At 50.3% G+C, this 23,547-nt stretch carries 6 protein-coding genes; 5 read left to right on the top strand and 1 reads right to left on the bottom strand.

Going from position 1 to position 23,547, the window contains the following annotated elements; genetic code table 11:
• The first annotated feature begins 69 nt into the window (after positions 1–69).
• Positions 70–1,080, top strand: coding sequence for a DUF1559 domain-containing protein (locus ACN0YN_RS14520; RefSeq protein ID WP_417385739.1), 1,011 nt, complete (start codon positions 70–72; stop codon positions 1,078–1,080).
• Positions 1,081–1,083: 3 nt separating this feature from the next.
• A complete protein-coding gene (locus ACN0YN_RS14525; protein WP_417385740.1) occupies positions 1,084–1,500 on the top strand; it encodes a carboxypeptidase regulatory-like domain-containing protein in 417 nt (138 codons plus the stop codon).
• A 139-nt stretch (positions 1,501–1,639) separates the two neighbouring features.
• Here ACN0YN_RS14525 and ACN0YN_RS14530 read toward each other — a convergent pair whose 3' ends face one another.
• The gene (locus ACN0YN_RS14530) at positions 1,640–2,161 is read right to left on the bottom strand and encodes a hypothetical protein (RefSeq protein ID WP_417385741.1); all 522 of its coding nucleotides are present in this window, start codon (positions 2,159–2,161) and stop codon (positions 1,640–1,642) included.
• Between the two features lie 1,037 nt (positions 2,162–3,198).
• On the opposite strand from ACN0YN_RS14530, the gene ACN0YN_RS14535 reads away from it, so the two are divergent.
• The 3 genes from ACN0YN_RS14535 (at position 3,199) to ACN0YN_RS14545 (ending at position 23,319) form a co-directional block, all read left to right on the top strand.
• Positions 3,199–6,120, top strand: a complete 2,922-nt coding sequence (locus ACN0YN_RS14535) for a tripartite tricarboxylate transporter substrate-binding protein (protein ID WP_417385742.1) — start codon at positions 3,199–3,201, stop codon at positions 6,118–6,120.
• A gap of 66 nt (positions 6,121–6,186) precedes the next feature.
• Positions 6,187–7,584, top strand: a complete 1,398-nt coding sequence (locus ACN0YN_RS14540; RefSeq protein WP_417385743.1) for a sulfatase — start codon at positions 6,187–6,189, stop codon at positions 7,582–7,584.
• A gap of 558 nt (positions 7,585–8,142) precedes the next feature.
• Positions 8,143–23,319 (top strand): hypothetical protein, encoded by a 15,177-nt coding sequence (locus ACN0YN_RS14545; protein WP_417385744.1) that lies wholly within the window; start codon positions 8,143–8,145, stop codon positions 23,317–23,319.
• Positions 23,320–23,547 lie beyond the last annotated feature (228 nt).

The following is a 23,547-nucleotide window of genomic DNA, read 5'->3' on the forward strand; positions in this document are numbered from 1 at the left end:
CTTTCATTCCATCGTTATCCCCATACTAATACACGTGATACATTGGAATTTGCAGTTCGAGGTGAAGTCATGCATGACTATAACAAACAGCGGCTCATGAGGAATGGTTTTACCATTATTGAATTACTCGTCGCGATCGCCATTATCGGTTTGCTGATTGCCTTATTACTGCCTGCGGTTCAGCAGGCACGAGCTGCTGCCAGAAAAACTCAGTGTGCGAATAATCTCAAGCAACTGGGGCTGGCGACTCACTCCTTTCACGATACCCACGACGCATTTCCTCCGGCCAGGCTGATCCTGAATGTTCCTCGCAGTGCAGGCAATGATCTCGGCACACTTGTTGGTTTGGACGAACCAACATGGCTTGTGAGACTGCTTCCATTTATTGAACAGTCAGCTCTGCATGCGCAGTGGGACGAATACCTGACGTATGGTTTGAACCCCAAGTCGGCCCGCCAGCACGCGTTGCCGATTTTCCTTTGCCCGGAAAGACACTCTGTCGATAATGCTGTGGTTAATGACGAAACCGTGACAATCACCGCTCCCTGCGGTTGTCCAGCAGGGACTCAAACGGTTCCTGGGGGAGCAGTAGCGGACTATGCATCCAACCACGGGGATCTCTCGCCAGGAGCGATCAGCCAACCCACCGATTTTTATTGGGGTGGTAATGGCACAGGAGTGATTATTTCCAGTCGACCGTTTGGAGACGAGTCTGGCATCGAGCGAAACTGGCAAGATAAAATTCGGATCGCAGATGTGACTGATGGGACCAGCAACACTTTTCTGATCGGTGAAAATCACGTCCTGGGAACCTGGAAAAATAAGACACCATTCAATGGCCCCGCCTACTTAGGTCGGCATTTGACAAATTATTCTCGCATTGCGGGGCCGGGTGTACCTTTGGGGCACCATCAAAATGACATTCGGGCAGGGTCGTATTCCTTTGGAAGCTCTCATTCGGGATATGTGCAATTCACCATGGCAGACGGGAGTGTGCGTGCCATTTCATCATCTATCAACACGCGACTCTTAGGTCACCTTGCGAATCGCCATGATGGCGAAACGGTGGGAGATTTTTGAGCGATGCGATGGGTCATTCTCACGTTGCTGATTTGCTGTTATGGTTGTGGTTCGGATAAGATACCGACCTACCCCGTTTCAGGACGCGTTCAGTTTGCTGACGGTGAGCCGGTTCGGACGGGGACAATTGAATTAGAATCGGAAGAACACGGGACTTCCGCAACTGGAACGATTCAGGAAGACGGAACGTTCGTACTCGGTACTTATACTCCGGATGATGGTGCCGCCGCAGGTAAACATCGTGCGATCGTAGTGCAAATTATTATCTCAGATGGAATCACGAAGCATACCAAAGACCATGGACGCGCTGTGCCTCCGTTATATGGAGGTTACGACTCTTCTCCGCTTTCAGTTGAAGTTCAGGCAATTCCCCAAAATGAAGTTCTTCTGTCTCTCCCCATGAAACCTGAAACCAACTGAAATCAATCCGTCGGACCTCTTACAAAACTCTGACGTGGTTAAGGGGGGCAGGTCAACTGCGTCGCGATAGAGCCGCTGCGGATACTCAAATCAAAGATACAGCGTCAGTGCCATTCAATGTCGACACCTTTTTCTGTCCTTATCTCTTAATTTTATCCCCAGCCAAATGTTTCATTAAATGCAGTTCGTTGGGAGCAATATCCTGTTCATTGATGGAATAGACTCCAAAACGGCTTGCACAATAATTCGATTCTCCATGTATCCGTTGTATTTCCTTGCTATTCCAGACGGAGACCACAGCATCACCAACCCATCTATCAAAATCCGCACATATGTTTTCTAAAGATCCAAGATATTCATCATCGCTTACTTTATTAGTTGCAAGTCTTTCACCTAATTCACTAACTAGATCATATAAACTGTCTATACCAGTATTAATTATAAAGGGGGGGGCGTCATATTCATTTGGTTTAGGAGAGATTGGATTTAGATCAAATACACAAGAGGCCCCGGTGATGGTCCAAAGCGCAATCTTAGTTTTATATCTATATTCATCTAGTTTTTCATAAAAACCTAACCACATCGTTTTCGCAATTTTTTTGATATCTTTTGATTTATAGGAGAGGTCATTTTTAATAGTAATTATTTCTGTTGAAGACATAGTTTTCTCAATAATTAAAAGAATAAAAGTCCTGACCTGCTCTGTAGAAAACCTGTCTCTGATTACTATTTTCTTACATAACGAGTCATGATACACCATACTTCATGACACAGACAACCAAGTCTCCACGGATGGTATTGGCTGCTGCTTTCAAGATTGCGAAGCAATCACTTCCCGCGTATGCGTGACGTGACCCCCAACTCTGTGCACCAGTTGGGATACTTTGTCACTTCCTGAGGCGTCTGATTGCCTGATGCACTGTGGGAACGCCAATCGTTGTATTATTGTTTCAATTCCTCCGCATGATTACCGGCGGATCTCCTGTTTCAAAACACATCACAATTCATAAACTCATCCCGCTCGCGACAGTGGAAACTCCTGGCGTAGCCATCTTCCCCAGGACTGCCGGAGGCGATATACATTATTCCAAGGCCAATCCACTTCAGCCAACTACGAATCGCCCCGGATAGAAACTCACTGCCATTAACTCTGCGATAGTGCTCCAATCCGCCGTGAGTTTGGAACAACTCCGCCAGCACATTGATTACATCCTCGCTGGTACTGTGCCGATTCCGTCACAGTCTGCGTGACTAAACCTTCAAAAGACTATCATGCTGTAAGCCCCTGAATTTTTTTATTCACTATTCCCGGGTGACCTTCGCCTTCGAAATTATCTTATGGGAATCATCGCTATTCATGGAAACAGCTTTTTAATTTCACATACAGCAAGCACGGATTCAGTATGCGTAGATTAAAGTGGGGAGCGATCTGTGAAAGAGAACGTTTTTGGGACTCATTTTCCACTCCTGCAGAGAAACAGAACCTCATTTGATACAACACAGGGTTTCGTTTTGTGTCTGGTATAAGTCATGGGGCCTTGCATCGCCGAACTATGACGAATGAATTTCAAGTACCAGGCTTTATCACCCTGAATATTCTGGATAAGATGAGAGAACTCAAATCACATCAGGCATATTCACAATCTCACCGTTTCTGTTGCGTAAGGGGTCAGGCAGTCATCTGCACCAGTACAAAATATGGATGCGATTCAAGCTACAGTTGCCCAATTATTTACGCCTCTCAGCCTGACGTTGATTGTTGCAGGAACATCGCTGGGAATCTTCGTGGGGGCAATTCCCGGGTTGACCGGTGCCATGCTGATTGCACTCACGCTGCCGTTGACGTTTACACTTGATCCTCAACTGGCGATGACATTGTTAGTGAGCATGTATGTGGGCTCCATCAGCGGTGGCCTGATTACCGGCACACTCCTGCGCATGCCCGGCACACCCGCCTCCGTGATGACCACGCTGGATGGTTACCCCATGACGCAACAGGGGCAGCCCGGCCGTGCGCTGGGGCTGGGCATTTATGCTTCCCTGGCAGGGGGGTTGATTTCCTGTTTGTTTTTAGTCACCCTGTCTGCGCCGATAGCCAGCTGGTCTACACAGCTGGGGCCTTTCGAATATTTCTCGCTGGTCTTGATGGCTCTGGTGTTGATCGCCACCATTGATGGCGCATCGCTGACCCGCTCGCTCTTTTCGGGAACACTGGGAATCCTGGCCGCCATGCCGGGAATTTCCGCAGCCACAGGTGAAGTGCGACTTACCTTCGGGTTCACTCCTCTGAATGCGGGTTTCAAGTTACTGCCCGTATTAATTGGCTTGTTTGCGATCAATCAGGTGCTCCGCGATATTGCGAATATTGATCAGAGTGTGCCGCGTGTTTCGGTAACACGCAAAGGGTTGTGGCTGACGTTCGCAGACTGGAAAAACCAAGGGGTGAACATGCTGCGGTCGTCCCTGATCGGAACCTTTATCGGCATTCTTCCCGGCATTGGTGCCAACATCGGTTCGATCGCCGCTTATTCTGCCGCCCGAAACAGTTCGAAAACACCAGAGAAATTCGGTTCCGGTTCCGCGGAGGGAATTATTGCGTCCGAAGCCGCCAACAATGCGACGGTCGGCGGCGCTTTGATTCCGCTCGTGGCGATGGGCATTCCCGGTAGTGTGATCGATGCGATTCTGCTCGGTGCGTTAGTTCTGCATGGATTGCAACCGGGGCCGCGGCTGTTCAGCGAACATCCCGAGCTCGTACATACCATTATGGGAACCTATTTTCTGGCCAACCTGGTCATGTTTGCGGTGATGATTGCCTCCGTCGGTTTCCTGGCAAAACTGGTGCGGTTTCCACGTCCTTATCTGTTGCCCATTATTCTCACCTTCTGCATTGCCGGGTCCTTTGCGTTGTCGAACCGCATGTTCGATGTCTGGGTGATGCTCGGCTTCGGACTGCTGGGACTGGTATTAGAACGAAACCGCATCCCCCTGGCCCCCTTTGTGATTGGTTTTGTCCTGGGTCCGATCGCGGAAGAAAATCTGTCCGCCGGGCTGATGTCATCGCAGGGGAACTGGTTACCGATCGTCACTCGTCCCATTTCGTTTCTGTTTGTCATCATCTCTGCTTTATTGCTGTTTGTGCCACTCATGCGTCAGTTCCGCAAAAAACGAGACAACAAAACAGAAACGTTAAACGACAATGCTGCCGAAGAAGTGAATCGCAGCTCTTCGTCAGAAACAGGGAGTGTGCACGGGGAACAGAATGCGCACTCATTCTGGAGTCGCTTTGGTTTACCAGTCTGGCATACGACTGCGGTACTGTCGATTATCGGCATGCTCGTCTTTCAGTATTCCGGTTTCTTCACGAATCAACATCAGCAGACGCAATTTCCCCAGCGCCCTGTTCAGGCTGTCGTGCCATTTTCTGCCGGAGGCGGCACGGACCTGTTTGCGCGAATCATTCAAAAGTCAATCACTGAGGATGAGCTGCTGAAACAACCTGTCGTCATCATCAATCAGCCGGGAGGCAGTGGTACGATCGGGAGCCGTTATGTCAAACAGGCGCGGGCCGACGGGTACAAAATCCTCTGTAACCATGAAGGGATTATCACCTCGAAATATTCCGGCAAAGTGAACTTTGGTCCGGAGGCGTTCGAACCGATTGCCCAGACGGGAGAAATCAATCTGGTGGTCGCGGTGCAGAAAAACGCCCCGTATAAAAATCTGGCTGCGCTCTTGCACGCTGCTGAGGAACATCCGGGGGAAGTTCAATTCGGCACCAATTTCGGGGCCCTCGCCCATTTCGCTGCCAAAAAGATAGAACAGGCTGCGGGGGGCGAATATTTTAATTATGTGCAGGCGGGAGACGGGCAAAAGCGGTATACGATGCTGATTGGCGGTCACATCGATGCCACCATTTTTTCGCTGGCCGAATTTCTGTCTTATGAGGGGGACGGACAGATTCGCGCGTTGGCCGTCTTGTCTGAAGAGAGACAATCCGCCCTGCCCGACGTTGCGACGGCCCGCGAACAGCAGATTGATGCCGTGGTGGGGAACTCGTTTTACTGGTGGGCCCCCAAAGGGACGCCGCAGGAGCGAATTGATCTGCTGGCAGATGTTCTGGAACAGACGATGCAATCGGATGCGGTGCGGGACAATTTGCAGGCGTTGTCGATTTCGCCTGTGTTTTATCGGGGCGAGAAACTTCATGAGCATATCAGCCAGAGTGAGCAGAAATTCAGCGAACTGGTTTCCGGCTCAACAGTTCCGCTGCCTGATTTTCCTTTCTATATGATTATGATGACGCTGCTATTGCTGAGTATCATCGTCGTGCAGAGAATCTTTCTCAGTCAAACACCGGAAGCAAATAATTCCTCAAGCAGCAAGCCACAGATCGGGCTGGCCGTCTGTTGTTTTGTCCTGCTGTGCTGCTATGTGCTGGTGTTAGAGCAGAGCTGGCTCAATTACTGGCTGGCGACGGCATTGATGATTGCAGTCACGGGAGGAACTATGGCAAAATGGAAACCGCGTTCTTTGCCGGTTCTCATTGAACTCGCTTTGTTGACTGGTCTGGGGACAGAAATTGTATTCACATCAGTCTTTTCTGTTGTACTGCCCTGACTGGTCCAGCGCAGAAATAGCAGAGTTATTTCCACCACGAAGTCACTAAAACACGAAGGTAATTACATGACGCGCCCAAATATTTTATGGTATTGCACCGACCAGCAACGGTTTGACACGATTGGTGCACTGGGGAACGCGTATGTGAAAACGCCGGTGGTCGATGCGCTCGTGGCAGAGGGGGTAGCCTTTACCCACGCGTATTGTCAGAGCCCCATCTGCACGCCCAGCCGAGCGAGTTTTATGAGCGGCTTATATCCCTCGCGCCTGCACAATACCAGAAATGGCAACGACACCTTTCCGGACTGGCCACCATTGATCAGTAAGTTAATCGCCGAGAGTGGTTACCTGTGCGGATTGATAGGAAAATTTCATCTCGTGAGTGCCGGCCATCGCGCCGAACCTCGGCTGGATGATGGATTCACAGTCTGGCAGCACAGCCATGCACCGCGCGATGACTGGCCTGCAGGCACACACGATTATGCCGACTGGGTGCGTGCTCAAGGAAAAAGCCTGGAGGACATGCGCAACAGCAAAGAGAATGTTGATCCCGCATATCATCAGACGAAGTGGGCCTCCGATCGGGCAATCGAATTTATCGAACAGGATCATCAACAACCCTGGTTGCTGAACATCAATGTCTATGACCCGCACCCCCCGTTTACGCCTCCTGAAAAATATGCAAACATGTTCGACCCGGCTGCGATGCCCGGTCCCCATTTTGAGGAGTCAGACAAGGCGACCCAGGAACTGCTTGCCCGGGTTGATTTTCAGCCTGTCACGATGTCAACAGAAATCAGTGAGCTGAAAAAAGTGCAGGCACTGTATTACGCCATGATTGCGCAAATCGACGATCAGTTTGCGCGGATCCTGAGCGTATTAGATTCAACAGGACAGCGAGACAATACGGTCATCATTTTCACTTCAGACCATGGCGAGACATTGGGAGATCATGGGCTGGTACAGAAGGGATGTCGATTTTATGAAGGCTTGATCCGGGTACCGCTGATTTTCTCCTGGCCGGGTCACTTTGTGGCCAACCAGCGTGCCACCGGGCTGGTGGAATTGCTCGATCTTTCTGCCACACTACTCGATTTAACGGGGATACCTATCCCGGACTATCATCAGGGGCAGAGCCTGCTCCCGGTGCTTACTGGCGAACAGACAGGCGCACAAATTCGCGAGAGTGTTCGCTGTGAATACTTTGACGCACTCGATCCGTTTTTTACAGGCGGGGAAGGCAGTTTTGCGACCATGTATCGCGACGACCGCTATAAACTTTCCCTGTATCACGACAAGTCTCTGGGAGAGCTTTACGATTTGCAATCCGATCCCTGGGAACACAACAACCTGTGGGACGACCCGGTACATCAGGCTGTCAAACACGAGTTAATCTTAGCAAGCTTTAACAACCACGTCGTATTAACAACCGATGTGGGCTCCAAACGAATTGCCCCAATGTGAAATAGAGATCCCCCCGAGCACGACAACAGTCGTACGGCTTAGTGGCCTGTTGATTTCAAAGATCATCTGGATTCAACACACGCCAGTCATTTTAGTACCAGACATTGAAACTTCTTTACTGGTATTTCGTAAATCTGACGAAGTTTCTGTCACAAACGGGACCAGTTATTACACTTCTTGAAGTGTAAGCTAAACCCAGAACCTGTGTAACAGATTTTCTGTTGCTTTGGGAATTCGCTTCCTATTCAGGACATGGCTCTTCCAGAGCTTGACTTCTATACACTTTAACACTCAACTAGAAGAGATTACACCTCTTCTGAGTAGAGGCCAGTATCCTTTATTCGTGACCATGGAATTCAGGATTCTATTACTCTCCGTCGCCAATAATGTTGAAAATTACAAGAGTTTTGAAAGTGTTTGATCCCTGCTGGTTAACCTGTATCCATTTTGACTCCACCAGAAGAGATCGAATCTAAATATCTTCAAATTTCGCACATCCGTACCGATGCATCTATCAGTTCAGTACGGGTTGCGTAATTACCAGACAGGGCCCCCAAAATGCGACTCAAACAGCAGCTCGAAAAGCGAGCCGTCTATTTCTCTCGAAGTGTTCATGAGAAGATATCCAGGCTGTGGCAATCTTTTACTTTTCCGAGCGTGAAACATCGATCGCGGCCTGTCGCAAACCAGATCGAACTGCTTGAAGATCGCACGCTGCCCTCTGCATTATTCACCCAGTTATTCGACCTCTATGGGGGTAACATCGCTGTTACATTGAGCACGGGTAATGTAGTGATTTCTTCCCCCTATGCAGATGTCGGTGGTACTGATACCGGGGCTGTCTATCTCTTTAACGGCGCAACAGGCGAGTTAATTAGCAAGATTGTTGGGACACATGACTATGACCATGTGGGTTCAGGAGGTGTAGTTGAACTCGCCAACGGAAATTTTGTGATAAACAGTCCTGACTGGGATAACGGATCCGTAGAGGATGCAGGAGCCGTTACCTTTGGTAATGGAATTACGGGCGTTTCTGGAATTGTGTCTGCAAGCAACAGCCTCGTTGGATCTTCTCAAGATGATTCTGTGGGATATGGTGGGGTGACCGTACTTACCAACGGTAATTATGTGGTACGCAGTTCCGAATGGGACAACGGGTCGGTGGTAAATGCAGGTGCCATCACTTTTGGCAATGGCACGACTGGTATCACGGGAACCATCTCGGCAAGCAACAGCCTCGTCGGATCTTCAGAGGATGACCTGGTGGGAGGAACGTTAGGAGGCAGATTATTTAACAGTGTGGCTGCACTTACGAATGGAAACTATGTGGTGTCCAGTCCTTTTTGGGATAACGGCTCTCTTGTCGATGCGGGTGCCGTCACGTTCGGAGATGGCACAACAGGCATTACAGGATTCATCTCTGCAAGTAATAGTCTTGTCGGGGCGACCAGCGATGACCAGTTGGGTTACAGTAGTCTTGACCAATCTACTGTGACCGTGCTTACGAACGGAAACTACGTAGTAAGCAGCCCTTTCTGGGATAACGGCTCTATAGTGAATGCGGGGGCCGCCACATTCGGGGATGGCACAACGGGTGTTACAGGACTCATCTCTACCAGTAACAGCCTTGTCGGATCATCGGACTATGATTCTGCGGGAGCGGGTTTGACCGCGCTCACGAACGGGAACTATGTGGTATCCAGTCCTTCCTGGAATAACGGCTCCGTAGCGGGTGTGGGAGCGGTCACTTTCGGGAATGGTACATCAGGTGTTGTTGGATACATCTCTGCCAGCAATAGCCTCATTGGAGATTCATTCCTTGATGCTGTGGGATCGAATGTGACCGCACTTGCAAATGGTAACTATGTGGTGTCGAGTCTGGGATGGAGTTACGGCTCTGTAGTAAATGCAGGAGCTATCACATTGGGGGATGGCACGACGGGAACTACGGGAATCGTGTCAGTGAGTAATAGCCTCGTCGGAGCGTCAGACAATGATCGAGTGGGTTCTTTTGGTGTGACAGCGCTCACGAACGGAAACTATGTGGTATCCAGTTCAGAGTGGGATAATGGTTCCGTGGTGAATGCAGGAGCGGTCACCTTCGGGAATGGCACGACAGGAGTTACGGGACTCGTGTCAGTAAGCAACAGCCTAGTCGGATCTTCTGAGAATGATCGTGTGGGGGGAAACTCGTATGGTACTTATGAGAGTAACAGTGTGATCGCACTTACAAACGGAAACTATGTGGTGACCAGTCTGGAGTGGGATAATGGAGCGGTAGTAGATACAGGCGCCGTCACTTTCGGGGATGGTACGACAGGCGTTACAGGACTTGTGTCTGCCAAAAACAGTCTTGTCGGATCTTCTGAAAATGATCGAGTGGGAGGAGATTTATATGGAAAGTACTATAGTGTGACCGCACTTACGAACGGCAACTATGTCGTCTCCAGTCCGATATGGGATCACGGTTCCGTTGTGGATGCCGGAGCCGTCACTTTTGGAAATGGCACTTCAGGGGTTACGGGGCTCGTATCTGAGAAAAATAGCCTCGTCGGAGCAACAGACTTTAATCGTGTGGGATACTTTGGCCCTGAATATTCATACAATAATCAAGCGAGATATTATGGTAATGTGACTGCGCTCACAAACGGCAGCTATGTCGTCTCCAGTCGCCATTGGGATAACGACTCCGAAGTGTATAGATGGGCACTCACATTCGGGGATGGGAACATTGGTGTGAGTGGCATCCTTTCAGCGGCTAACAGTCAACTTGGAGTATATCCATCAAAATATATTGTGGTGGATGATACGAATCTTACTTTCTTAGCGTTAGGCAGTGGGATAACTAGAGTATATTCACAGGATGAGATTACCTATTCACTTTATATGGATGATATCAACGATCTCATTCTCAACGAAAATTCCTCAGAGCAGACAGTCAACCTGTCTGGAATTGGTGCCAGTGGATCCAGCACAAACCCCATGCGTATCACAGCTACCAGCAGCAATACCAGTCTGATCCCGGATCCGGTTGTCACTTATGCTTCACCGAATTCGACAGGCAGCCTGACATTTACCCCCGGGACCGACCAGACAGGAAAGGCAACCATCACAGTCACCGTAGAAGACGGTGGACTCGATAATGATCTGAATACTACAGAAGATAATACGACACTCCTGCGAACGTTCGGTGTTACGGTGGCGACATTCAGTACCGGCAGCTTTAGCGAAGGGGATTTTATATATTCTTCCAATGTGGATACTGCTACCGACATTTTGATTTCATACGAAAATGGCATCATTACAATCACGGACCCGGAAAATTATCTGCAAGCTCCTGCAGGAGCTACTCAGGTAGACCTGCACACGATTTCTTTTCCCGCCAGTCTCATTTCCGGAGGGACAATCATTGTCCATGCAGGTATGGGGGATGACAGCCTGACCGTCGATACATCCCTCGCAGAGACCGGTATCAACGTCGAATATCACGGCGGTGGAGGTGCAGGAATAGATGCTCTGGGGCTGACGGGAGCAGCCGGTTCGGTAGAGCACCGTTTTGATTCTAACAGTTCCGGTGATGTGAAGCTTGACGGGACCAGTACTGATTTCGTGACCTACGATGGACTCGAACCAGTAAATGACTTGATTTTTTCAAATGACAGGACCTTCATTTTCACTGGCGGAACGGAAACCATTCTTCTGTCGGATGATGGAGATACGTCTAACGGACTGTCGCTGATTGATTCTGATACTGCCGGAGAAATCCTGACCTTTCTCAATCCAACCAACAGTATGATTATCAAAACCACCGACGGCTATGGGGCCGATCACATACAGATTGAAGGCCTTGACTCAAGCTTTACTTCGAGCCTGACTGTTCTGGCCGGGAACGATGATGCGGTCACCTACCCGACAAATACGCCGTACGAAGTAACTGTAAACCAATGGCTTTATAAGTTCATTGACCCCAATCCAAGTGCTGGAAACGGGTTTGGTGATACGGTCGTGCCTTTGAGCTCAGGCAATGTCGTCATCACTGCTCCCTATGACGATGCGGGTGGCACGGATGCGGGGGCTGTCTATTTATTTAATGGTGCGACAGGCGAGTTGATCAGTACTCTTCTGGGAACTTCTGACGGTGACCATGTGGGATCAGGTGTAGTCACTGAGCTGGCTAACGGAAACTTTGTGATCAGTAGTCCTGACTGGGATAATGGTTCGGTGGTAGATGCAGGAGCCGTCACATTTGGTAATGGCACGACGGGCGTCTCCGGAAGCGTATCTGAGAGCAACAGCCTGGTCGGTTCGACTGACAATGATCAAGTGGGAAGTGGTGATTATAGTGTGACTGCACTCACGAACGGTAATTATGTCGTGACCAGCTGGCTTTGGGATAACGGCTCAATAGTAGATGCGGGAGCGGCCACCTTCGGCAATGGGACGACCGGTATTACGGGAACAATCTCTGCGAGTAACAGCCTCGTCGGAACTTCCGATTATGATTACGTGGGAGGAGAGTACGGTGATATCACCGCGCTCGCGAATGGCAACTACGTGGTGGGCAGTTGGGGGTGGAACAACGGTTCGTCAGTAGATGCGGGTGCCGTCACGTTCGGAGATGGCACAACGGGTGTAACGGGAACAATCTCAGACAGTAACAGCCTCGTCGGATCTTCTGACAACGATTATGTAGGCTATTATGTGTACGCACTCACGAACGGCAACTATGTGGTGAGCAGTTGGATTTGGGATAACGGCTCTGTGGTGGATGCGGGAGCCGTCACTTTCGGTGATGGCACAACGGGCATTACGGGACTCATCTCAGCCAGCAACAGTCTCGTCGGTGTTCAAGACGATGATCAGGTGGGTGATAGTCTGACCGTGCTCACGAACGGAAACTACGTGGTGTCCAGCTCGTTTTGGGATAACGGTTCGGTGGTGAATGCGGGAGCCGTCACCTTCGGAGATGGCACAACGGGTATTACGGGAAGCGTGTCTGTGAGTAACAGCCTCGTCGGATCTTCGGAAAATGACTCTGTGGGAGGCGATAAGAATTTCGGCAGTTACGGTTATGTAACCGCACTCACGAACGGAAACTATGTGGTATCCAGCCCGTATTGGGATAATGGCTCAGTAGTGGATGCAGGGGCCGTCACATTTGGGGATGGCACGACGGGCATTACGGGACTCGTCTCTGTGAGCAACAGTCTCGTCGGATCTTCGGAAAATGATCAGGTGGGAATTAGTTTCTTTGCTGTGACCGCGCTCTCCAACGGGAACTATGTTGTTTCCAGTCGAAACTGGGATAACGGCTCCGTGGTGGATGCAGGAGCCGTCACGTTCGGAGATGGAACGACGGGTGTAACGGGAACAATCTCTACGAGTAACAGCCTCGTCGGATCTTCTGACAATGACCAGGTAGGAGGTTATTTCGGTAATGTGACCGCGCTCACGAACGGGAATTATGTCGTGTCCAGTACAGCCTGGGATAACGGCTCTGTTGTGAATGCGGGAGCTGTCACTCTTGGTGATGGAACGACGGGCGTTATGGGACTGATCTCTGCCAGTAACAGCCTCGTCGGGTCTTCCGACAATGATTCTGTGGGATCTTATGTGACCGCACTCGCGAACGGTAACTATGTGGTCTCCATTCCGGATTGGGATAAAGGCTCAGTAGTGGATGCGGGAGCTGTCACGTTCGGTGATGGAACGACGGGCGTTACAGGATTGATATCTGTCGACAACAGCCTCATCGGGTCCACCAGTTATGATCGAGTGGGGTTGTACGAAACTGTGACCGGTCTTACAAACGGTAACTATGTGGTGCTCAGTCCATTCTGGGATAATGGTTCCGTAGTGGATGCGGGAGCGCTCACTTTGGGAAATGGTGACGTTGGTGTGAGTGGTGAGCTTTCAGGTATCAACAGCCAATTGGATTCCGGTTTTCCCGGTATCGTAGTAGATGATACCAATCGTACTTTCTTTGAGATCATCAATGGAGAGGTCAGGGTTTATTCTCAGGGGGAAGTTTCCCAGCCCCCTACATTGGACGAGATCGGTGATATGATCATTACCGAGAATGCCTCAGAACAGACGGTCAATCTGACTGGCATCGGTACCAGTGGTTCTGAACCCAAACCCCTGCAGGTGACCGCTACCAGCAGCAATACCAGCCTGATCCCGACCCCTGTCGTGTCTTATACATCCCCGGATGACACCGTCGGCCTGACGTTCACTCCTGTAACAGGTCAGAGCGGTACCGTGACCATCACGGTAACTGTAGAAAGCGGCGGCCTGGATGGCGACCTGAATACGACAGAAGACAATGAGACGATCCAGCAAACATTCGAGGTGACTGTAACTTCCCTGGTTGATTTCACCAGGTTTATCGATCCTAACCCAACTGCAGATAATGGATTTGGTAGTACCGTTACAGTTTTAAGCACCGGCAATGTTGTCATCACTTCTCCCTATGATGATGCAGGTGGTACTGATGCGGGTGCCGTCTATTTATATAATGGGGTAACGGGAGAGTTGATCAGCACACTCATCGGATCTTCTGATTATGACCATGTGGGCCAGGACGGTGTGACAGCACTCGCTAACGGTAACTTTGTGGTGACCAGCTCTGCCTGGGATAACGGTTCTGTGACTGATGCAGGTGCGGTTTCATTCGGTAACGGAATCACTGGCGTCAGCGGTGTCGTCTCCGAAGCTAACAGTCTCATAGGATCAACCGAGTCTGACTTTACAGGGAGCTATGTAACAACGCTTTCCAATGGCAATTATGTAGTAAGCAGTACTTCCTGGAATAACGGTTCTATCCTTGACGCTGGGGCAGTGACATTTGGAGACGGTACAACAGGTGTAAGCGGTGTTGTGTCATCGGCCAACAGTCTTGTCGGATCAACGGAATCTGACCGTATAGGGAATTATGTTACTGTACTCTCAAATGGTAACTACGTGGTGCGCAGCACTTACTGGAACAATGGTTCCGTAGAGTGGGCAGGAGCTGTGACTTTTGGTGATGGCACGACCGGGGTTACGGGAACTATCTCAGCGATTAACAGTCTTGTCGGTTCAACCAACTACGATAGCGTCGGCAATGCAGGTGTAATTGCACTCACCAACGGGAACTATGTCGTCTCCAGTTCGGATTGGGATAATGGTTCCGTGGTGAATGCGGGGGCAGTCACATTTGGTAATGGTACGACGGGAGTGAGTGGTGTTGTATCAGCAGCCAACAGTCTTGTCGGCTCAACGACAAACGATAATGTAGGTTCCGGTAATTATTTCGACACCTCTACAGGTGTGATCGCGCTCTCCAACGGGAACTACGTGGTCCGCAGTGGTCTCTGGGATAACGGCTATGTCCTTGACGCAGGAGCAGTGACGTTTGGCGACGGTACAACGGGCGTGAGCGGTGTTGTATCAGCAGCCAACAGTCTCGTCGGTTCATCCCAATTTGACAATGTGGGTCGGAATGGTGTGACCGTACTCTCCAACGGAAACTACGTGGTGCAGAGTGATAACTGGGATAACGGCTCTGCCATTGACGCAGGGGCAGTGACGTTTGGCAACGGAACAACGGGCGTGAGTGGAGTTGTGTCAGCAACCAACAGTCTCGTCGGATCAACTGACTATAACAATGTGGGTAGCAGTGGTATCACTGAGCTCTCCAATGGTAACTACGTAGTGAGTAGTATCTACTGGGACAATGGTACGATCACAAATGCCGGAGCAGTGACGTTTGGTGACGGAACAACAGGCGTGAGCGGTGTTGTTTCGTCGTCTAACAGTCTAGTCGGTTCAACCGACTTTGATAGCGTCGGTAATTCAGGTGTGACCGTGCTCACGAACGGAAACTATGTCGTGGCCAGTTCGGATTGGGATAGTGGCTCCATAGTAAATGCCGGTGCCGTCACGTTCGGTGATGGTACGACAGGTATTACGGGGCTCATCTCAGCCAGTAACAGTCTCATCGGCTCTACTGCATATGACTATGTGGGAGGGTACGACGGTGTGACTGCGCTCACCAACGGAAACTATGTGGTGTCCAGCTCGAATTGGGATAACGGTTCAATACAGGAAGCGGGTGCTGTCACTTTCGGTAATGGTACGACGGGCGTGAGCGGGGTTGTTTCAGAAGTCAACAGTCTGGTCGGATCTTCCGACTATGACAGAGTGGGGTACAATCTTTTCGGGTCTGCTGGTGTGACGGCTCTCTCGAACGGTGGCTATCTGGTAAGCAGCCCTGAGTGGGACAATGGCTCGATCACGAATGCCGGTGCAGCAACATTTGGGAGCGGAACCACAGGTGTGACTGGTGTGATCTCATCGACCAACAGTCTTATCGGGTCATCCGAAAATGACAACGTGGGGTATTATGTCACCGTACTTTCCAATGGTAATTATGTAGTGACGAGTCCTTTTTGGAGCAATGGTACGAAAATCAGTGCCGGGGCAGTGACGTTTGGGAATGGAACGACAGGTGTGACTGGCGAAATCACTGCCTTGAACAGCCTTGTCGGTTCATCCGAGTATGATAATCTGGGTTACAAGGGATTCGGCTTTGGGCTCTTTGCCTCTACAGTAACCGCACTCTCAAACGGTAACTATGTGGTAGCCAGTCCTGTCTGGGATAACGGTACTGTGACGGATGCAGGTGCAGTGACATTTGGTGACGGGACCACAGGCGTGACAGGTGAGGTCTCAGCAGTCAACAGTGTGAGGGGGACAACGGGTAATTCAAATATCGCGGACATCGTTTTAGATGATATTAACAACACCTATTACGCCATATTCCTGAATGAAGCAAAGGTCTGGGCTCTTTCTCAGTCATATATATTACCCTCCATCAACCTGGATGAAATCAGTGATGTGATCGTCAACGAGAATTCCACGGAACAGACGGTTAGTCTGACAGGAATAACTGCCAGTGGTACCGGCACTAATCCCCTGCGTGTGACAGCCACCAGCAGCAATACCAGCCTGATTCCCGATCCTGTGGTCAACTATTCTTCTCCGGACGACACCGCCAGTCTGACGTTCACTCCTGCAGCAGGCCAGAGCGGTATTGTGACGATTACAGTGACCGTGGAAGATGGCGGCCTCGATGGTGATCTCAATACCACCGGGGATAATAATACGATTCAGCGAACATTCAATGTGACTGTGACTTCTTTACTACTTGCCCAGTTTATTAATCCTGATCTGCCTGAATTCGTTGATCCCAATCCGAGTGCCGACAATGGATTTGGAGATACTGTCGTTGCTTTAAGCACGGGCAATGTGGTGATCACTTCCCCTTATGCAGATATCGGTGGTACTGATACCGGTGCCGTCTATCTCTTTAACGGCGCTACAGGCGAGTTGATCAGTACCATCACCGGAACATCTGACGGTGACCAGGTGGGCTATGGTGGAATAACAGAGCTTGCGAACGGCAATTTTGTGATCAGTAGTCCATATTGGGATAATGGCACTATTCTAGACGCGGGGGCCGCTACCTTTGGAAATGGTATCACGGGTGTTTCGGGGAGCGTATCAGTCAGCAACAGCCTCGTCGGATCCACGGCTAATGATCAAGTGGGAGGGGATAACAGTTACGGGGACAGCCCGGTGACATCGCTCACCAACGGTAACTATGTGGTAAGTACCGCGGGCTGGGATAATGGTTCTGTAGTGGATGCAGGGGCTGTTACGTTCGGAAACGGCACAACCGGTGTTACCGGGCTCATTTCAGCGAGCAACAGTCTGGTCGGATTTTCGGACAATGATCAGGTAGGCAATCATTATGGTTTCAGTAAGGTAACTGCGCTTTCAAATGGCAACTATGTGGTTCGCAGTTCTGCGTGGGACAATGGCACGATAACTGACGCAGGAGCGGTGACGTTCGCAGACGGCGCGACTGGTATTACGGGATTTGTTTCATCGAGTAACAGTCTCGTCGGATCGTCGGTTAATGATCAGGTTGGGAGTCGTATGACTGCACTTACCAACGGTAACTATGTGGTGGGTAGTCCGCATTGGAAAAATGATGAGGGAGTAAGTGTGGGGGCCAGCACTTTCGGGGATGGTACGACGGGCATAACAGGGACGATCTCATCCAGTAACAGTCTCGTTGGATCCTCGAACGGGGATCAGGTGGGCTTTGATGCGTTTGCACTTACGAACGGAAACTATGTCGTGGCCAGTGTGCGCTGGGACAATAGCACGATTGTGGATGCAGGGGCCGTTACGTTCGGTAATGGTACAACCGGTGTCACGGGTCTCGTATCAGCCAGTAACAGCCTCGTCGGATCGTCGGACTATGATCAGGTGGGAGGGGAGTTTATTTATGGTTATATAACCGTACTCACGAATGGCAACTATGTAATTGCCAGTCCGTATTGGCAAAACAGTGAGGGTATGAATACGGGGGCCGTCACGTTTGGTGACGGTACGACGGGTGTGACGGGGACGATCTCATCCAGCAACAGCCTTGTCGGATCTTCGGATGGGGATAGAGTCGGCAGTTATGTAACCGAGCTCACGAACGGCAATTATGTCGTGACGAGCCCGAGCTGGGATAATGGCTCGGTGGTGGATGCGGGGGCTGCCACCTTTGGAAATGGTATTACGGGCATTTCTGGATCCGTGACAGCGAGTAACAGCCTTGTCGGCTCATCGGACTATGATGAAGTAGGATATGAAGCTACTGCACTCGCTAACGGCAACTATGTCGTGTCCAGTGGGAATTGGGATAACGGCTCCGTAGTGAATGCGGGTGCTGTTACTTTTGGTGACGGCACGACGGGTGTTTCTGGAATTGTATCAGCGAGCAACAGTCTCGTCGGATCAACAGACTATGATCAGTTAGGGTTGTATTATAATATAACTGCACTCACAAACGGGAATTATTTGGTAACCAGTTCGGACTGGGATAATGGTACTGTAGTAGACGCGGGAGCCGTCACTTTCGGTAATGGAACAACAGGTGTGACCGGGCTCGTTTCAGCCAGTAATAGCATTGTCGGTTCATCCGAGTATGATTTGGTAGGAAGTTACGGTGAGATCACTGTACTCTCTAACGGTAACTATGTGGTATCCAGTTCGCACTGGGATAACGGCTCAGTTGTCGATGCCGGGGCCATCACTTTCGGGGACGGTCACTATGGCGTGAATGGCGAGGTTTCAGCTGGTAACAGCCAGATTGGGCTGGGAGCAGCAACTATCGTAGTGGATGATACGAATCATAATTTCTTTGTAATCAGTGATGGAAAAGTCAGGGTTTATTCTCAGGGGGAAGTTTCCCGGAAACTCTCTCTAGATGAGATCGGCGATATAGTCGTTAACGTGAATGCCTCGGAACAGACGGTCAGTCTGACCGGTATTGTTGCCAGTGGCATAGGTTCCAATGCATTGCGGATAACTGCTGTCAGCAGCAATACCAGCCTGATTCCCGATCCTGTGGTCAACTATTCTTCTCCGGATGACACCGGAAGTCTGACGTTCACTCCTGCAGCAGGTCAGAGCGGTATTGTGACCATTACAGTGACCGTCGAAGACGGAGGACTTGATGGTGATCTCAATACCACCGGGGATAACAGAACAATCCAGCGCACATTCGATGTGACTGTAACTACGCTGGTCGATGCCACCAGATTTCTCGATCCTAATCCGAGTGCTGATAATGGGTTTGGTGATACTGTTACGGTTTTGAGTACGGGCAATGTTGTGATTACCGCTCCTCGAGACGATGCGGGTGGTACCGATGCAGGTGCCGTCTATTTATTTAACGGGGCAACGGGAGAGTTGATCAGCACACTCACCGGTTCATCAGATTATGACTATGTGGGCCTGAATGGTGTGACCACACTCACCAATGGGAACTATGTGGTACGCAGTTCTCTATGGAGCAATGACGGAATCGATTTTGCTGGCGCGGTGACATTCGGAAATGGAACGACCGGCATCAACGGTGTCGTCTCCGCAGCCAATAGTCTCGTTGGGTCAACCAGTGGTGATCTGGTAGGCATTAGTGGTGTCACCGCGCTTGCCAACGGCAACTATGTGGTGCTCAGTTCTGAGTGGGACAATGGTGCGGCTACTGATGCAGGTGCAGTGACGTTCGGTAACGGAACCACTGGAGTCAGCGGGGCTGTCTCAGCATCCAACAGTCTTGTTGGGTCAACCAGCGGTGATAAACTGGGGGGAGAGGCATACAACACCTCTGATGTCACCGCGCTCTCCAACGGGAACTATGTAGTACGCAGTGCATTCTGGGACAACGGCACGGTAACTGATGCTGGAGCAGTGACATTTGGAGACGGAACCACTGGTGTGGTCGGTACGATCTCATCGGTCAACAGTCTCGTTGGTTCAACGACCTCTGACAATCTGGGTTTGGATGGTGTAACTGTTCTTTCTAATAATAATTACGTCGTGAACAGTTCATATTGGGATAACGGCTCGGTGACTGATGCAGGCGCAGTAACCTTCGGTGATGGAACCGCTGGTGTGAGCGGGGTAGTTTCGGCTGCAAACAGTCTCGTTGGTTCACATGATCTTGACCATGTGGGAGCGGGAGGTGTCACAGGACTCACTAATGGAAATTACATCGTAAGCATTTCCGGCTGGGACAATGGCTCGGCTACTGATGCAGGTGCAGTGACGTTCGGAGATGGAACGACAGGCGTAACTGGTGTTGTTTCAGCAACCAACAGTCTCGTCGGATCATCCAGCGGTGACAGGGTGGGGACACGGGTAACACAGCTCTCGAACAGTAACTACGTGGTGAGTAGTACTTCCTGGGATAACGGCACGGTAACTGATGCGGGGGCAGTGACCTTCGGAGATGGAACCACCGGCATCAGCGGAGTCGTTTCAGCAACCAACAGTCTCGTCGGGTCATCCAGCGGTGACAGGGTGGGAGGGGATGCCTACGGCACTTCTTCCGTCACAGTGCTCTCGAACGGGAATTATGTAGTGGTCAGCCCTGAGTGGGACAACGGCGCGATCACCGATGTCGGTGCGGTAACGTTCGGAGATGGAACCACCGGCGTGAGCGGTCTTGTGTCGGCAGCCAACAGCCTTGTCGGGTCAACCAGCGGTGACAGTGCGGGCTTGAATGGAGTGACTGTGCTCTCGAACGGAAATTACGTGGTGAGCAGTGCTTATTGGGACAACGGCGCAGTCACTGAAGTCGGGGCGGTGACCTTCGGAGATGGGACCATTGGTATCAGCGGTGTCATCTCAGAGGCCAACAGCCTGATTGGATCAACCAGTGGTGACAAGGTGGGAAATAATCGTGTCACTGCACTCTCGAACGGTAACTATGTAGTGATCAGTTCTTCCTGGGATAACGGCACGGTGACTGACGCCGGGGCGGTAACTTTTGGAAATGGAACCACCGGCATCAGCGGTGCTGTGTCGGAAGCGAATAGCCTCGTTGGATCAACCGACTATGATCAATTGGGATTGTACAGTGATATCATCTTACTCACGAATGGTAACTATGTGGTGAGTAGTATCTATTGGGATAACGGTGCAGTCACTGACGCGGGAGCGGTGACATTTGGAAACGGAACCACCGGTATTAGCGGCGTTGTCTCGGCGAGCAACAGCCTCGTCGGATCGTCGGACTATGACCAGGTGGGAGGGTACGGTGATGTAACCGTACTCACCAATGGAAATTACGTGGTACGCAGTTCTGTGTGGGACAACGGCATGATCACTGATGCGGGGGCGGTGACATTCGGGAATGGCACGACCGGGGTAAGTGGTGTGGTTTCTGAAACCAACAGTCTCGTTGGTTCATCCAGTAACGATAAAGTCGGATACAGTAAATATTATGCCTATTCCATAGAGCACAATGGATTTTACGGCCTCCCTGCAGTGACAGCACTTGCCAACGGTAACTATGTGGTGAGCACACCGGAATGGGACAATGGAACGCTGACAGACGCGGGTGCGGTGACGTTCGGTGACGGAACCACCGGCGTGACCGGTGTAATTTCTGCCGCCAACAGTGTGACGGGCTCAGAGAGCGATTCAAATATCGCGGACATCGTTATAGATAGTATTAACAACAACTATATTGTCATATTCCTGAATGAAGGAAAAGTCTGGGCCCTTTCACAGGGAGCAGAATTGGCTTCGATTGCCCTGAATGAAATCAGTGATGTAAATATCAATGAAAACGCTTCTGAGCAGACAGTCGATCTGACAGGGATTGCCGCAAGTGGATTCGGGGGTAATCCATTACGAGTGACCGCCACCAGCAGTAATACCAGTTTAATCCTGGATCCGGTTGTCTCTTACTCTTCGCCGAATTCGACTGGCAGTCTGACCTTTATTCCTGTTGCGAACCAGACTGGTATCGCAACGATCACGGTGACCGTTGAAGATGGTGGCCTCGACGGTGACCTCAATACCACCGGGGATAACAATACAATTCAGCGTACATTTAATGTGACTGTGACGACCCTGATCGATGTCGATTTACGCGTTGTCGATTCTCCCACAGCCGTCGACTCAAATGGAGAAACGACATCTCTGCCGGATCATCAGAGCTCGATAAGTGAGTGGTCCACTTACTGGGTCGAAATCTGGGTGAAGACAGACAGTACTTCCAGCCAGGGGATTTTTTCTGCGAATCTGGATCTGAGTTATCATACGCAATTCACTTCAGCGACGACGATTGAATATGGTTCAGGATTTGCCTTGAATCAGCAGACAGGTACGGTTAATGATTCAGCAGGAATCGTCGAGAACCTTTATGCAGAAACAGATTTGACTGATCTGGGTATTTCAAAATACCTGCTCTTCGCACGCATCAAATTTGAATCGCTGGCTGATGATAGTGTGGATCTTGATATATTGAATCAGACGATAGGTCCGTACGACCTGGGTTTTACCATCAGTTCATCCCAGGCCGATGTGGTTTCTGATAACCTGGTGAGTACGAACGTCAATTCAGTCGAGAGCACAAGTATCTGGGCCAATCCTTACGACCTGAATGATGATGACATACTTAATTATCGTGACCTGATCCTGTTGGTCAGTGTTTACGGTGTGACTCCCAGTGCGTCAGATTCAGACTATGCCTGGGTGGCGGACCTGAATCAAAGTAATCGCGTCGATTACAGAGATTTGATTTTATTTGTCGGTAATTATGGCAAAAGTAAACTTAATGGTTCAGAAGTAAATTATCCCGCTAACTATCCCGAAGCCTGGGATCAGCCGCTGGTAGTCGCGCCTCAAGCATCTACACAAATAAGCGTCGATCAACTCACTCAATCAGCAGCAGAAGAAACGCTGGAGAAAGCGATTACTACAGTCTCTCCCACGCTATCATCCAGTCAAATATCAAAAGTAGAAACGGTTTCAATTCAAATCGTAGATCTGGAGAACGGCACTCTAGGCCGAGCAACTCCTGGAACGATTTATCTCGATGTGAATGCCGCCGGTTATGGCTGGTTTGTCGATGAGAGCCCGACAGATCACAGTGAATTCGCTTTTGACAGTCGCTTAACGCTGATTGCCTTACCTGACAGCGAAGCGGCTGGGCACGTTGATCTCTGGACCGTTATTCTGCATGAACTCGGACATTTGCTGGGATACGAGCATGCAGAGGAAGGTCTCATGGAAGAAACGCTGGCTCCAGGGGTACGTAAGCTGGCAGAGTGGAACGAAGAAGCCGACCTGTTCTTTGCTTCCGTTCAGGAAGAAACGGAATTGAATCCGTTTTAGTTACCTGTGATTCCCGGGGCTCCTGCAGAGCATTTCAGCAGGTCTCTCTCCCTAATATTTCTCTCCTCATATCTGGTACTCTACAATCAGCAGAACCAGATCTTCTCGTGTGAGCATAAACAGCCTGCTGTGAATCATTCAGGGTTGGTTTCCAGCATATTTTTGACTGAAAGAGAGAGAGAGTCGCAGACGGTAATCCCTGTGAGCTCAGCTATTTAGGAGTTTTCA

Source organism: Gimesia sp. (assembly GCF_048260065.1).
GTDB lineage: Bacteria > Planctomycetota > Planctomycetia > Planctomycetales > Planctomycetaceae > Gimesia.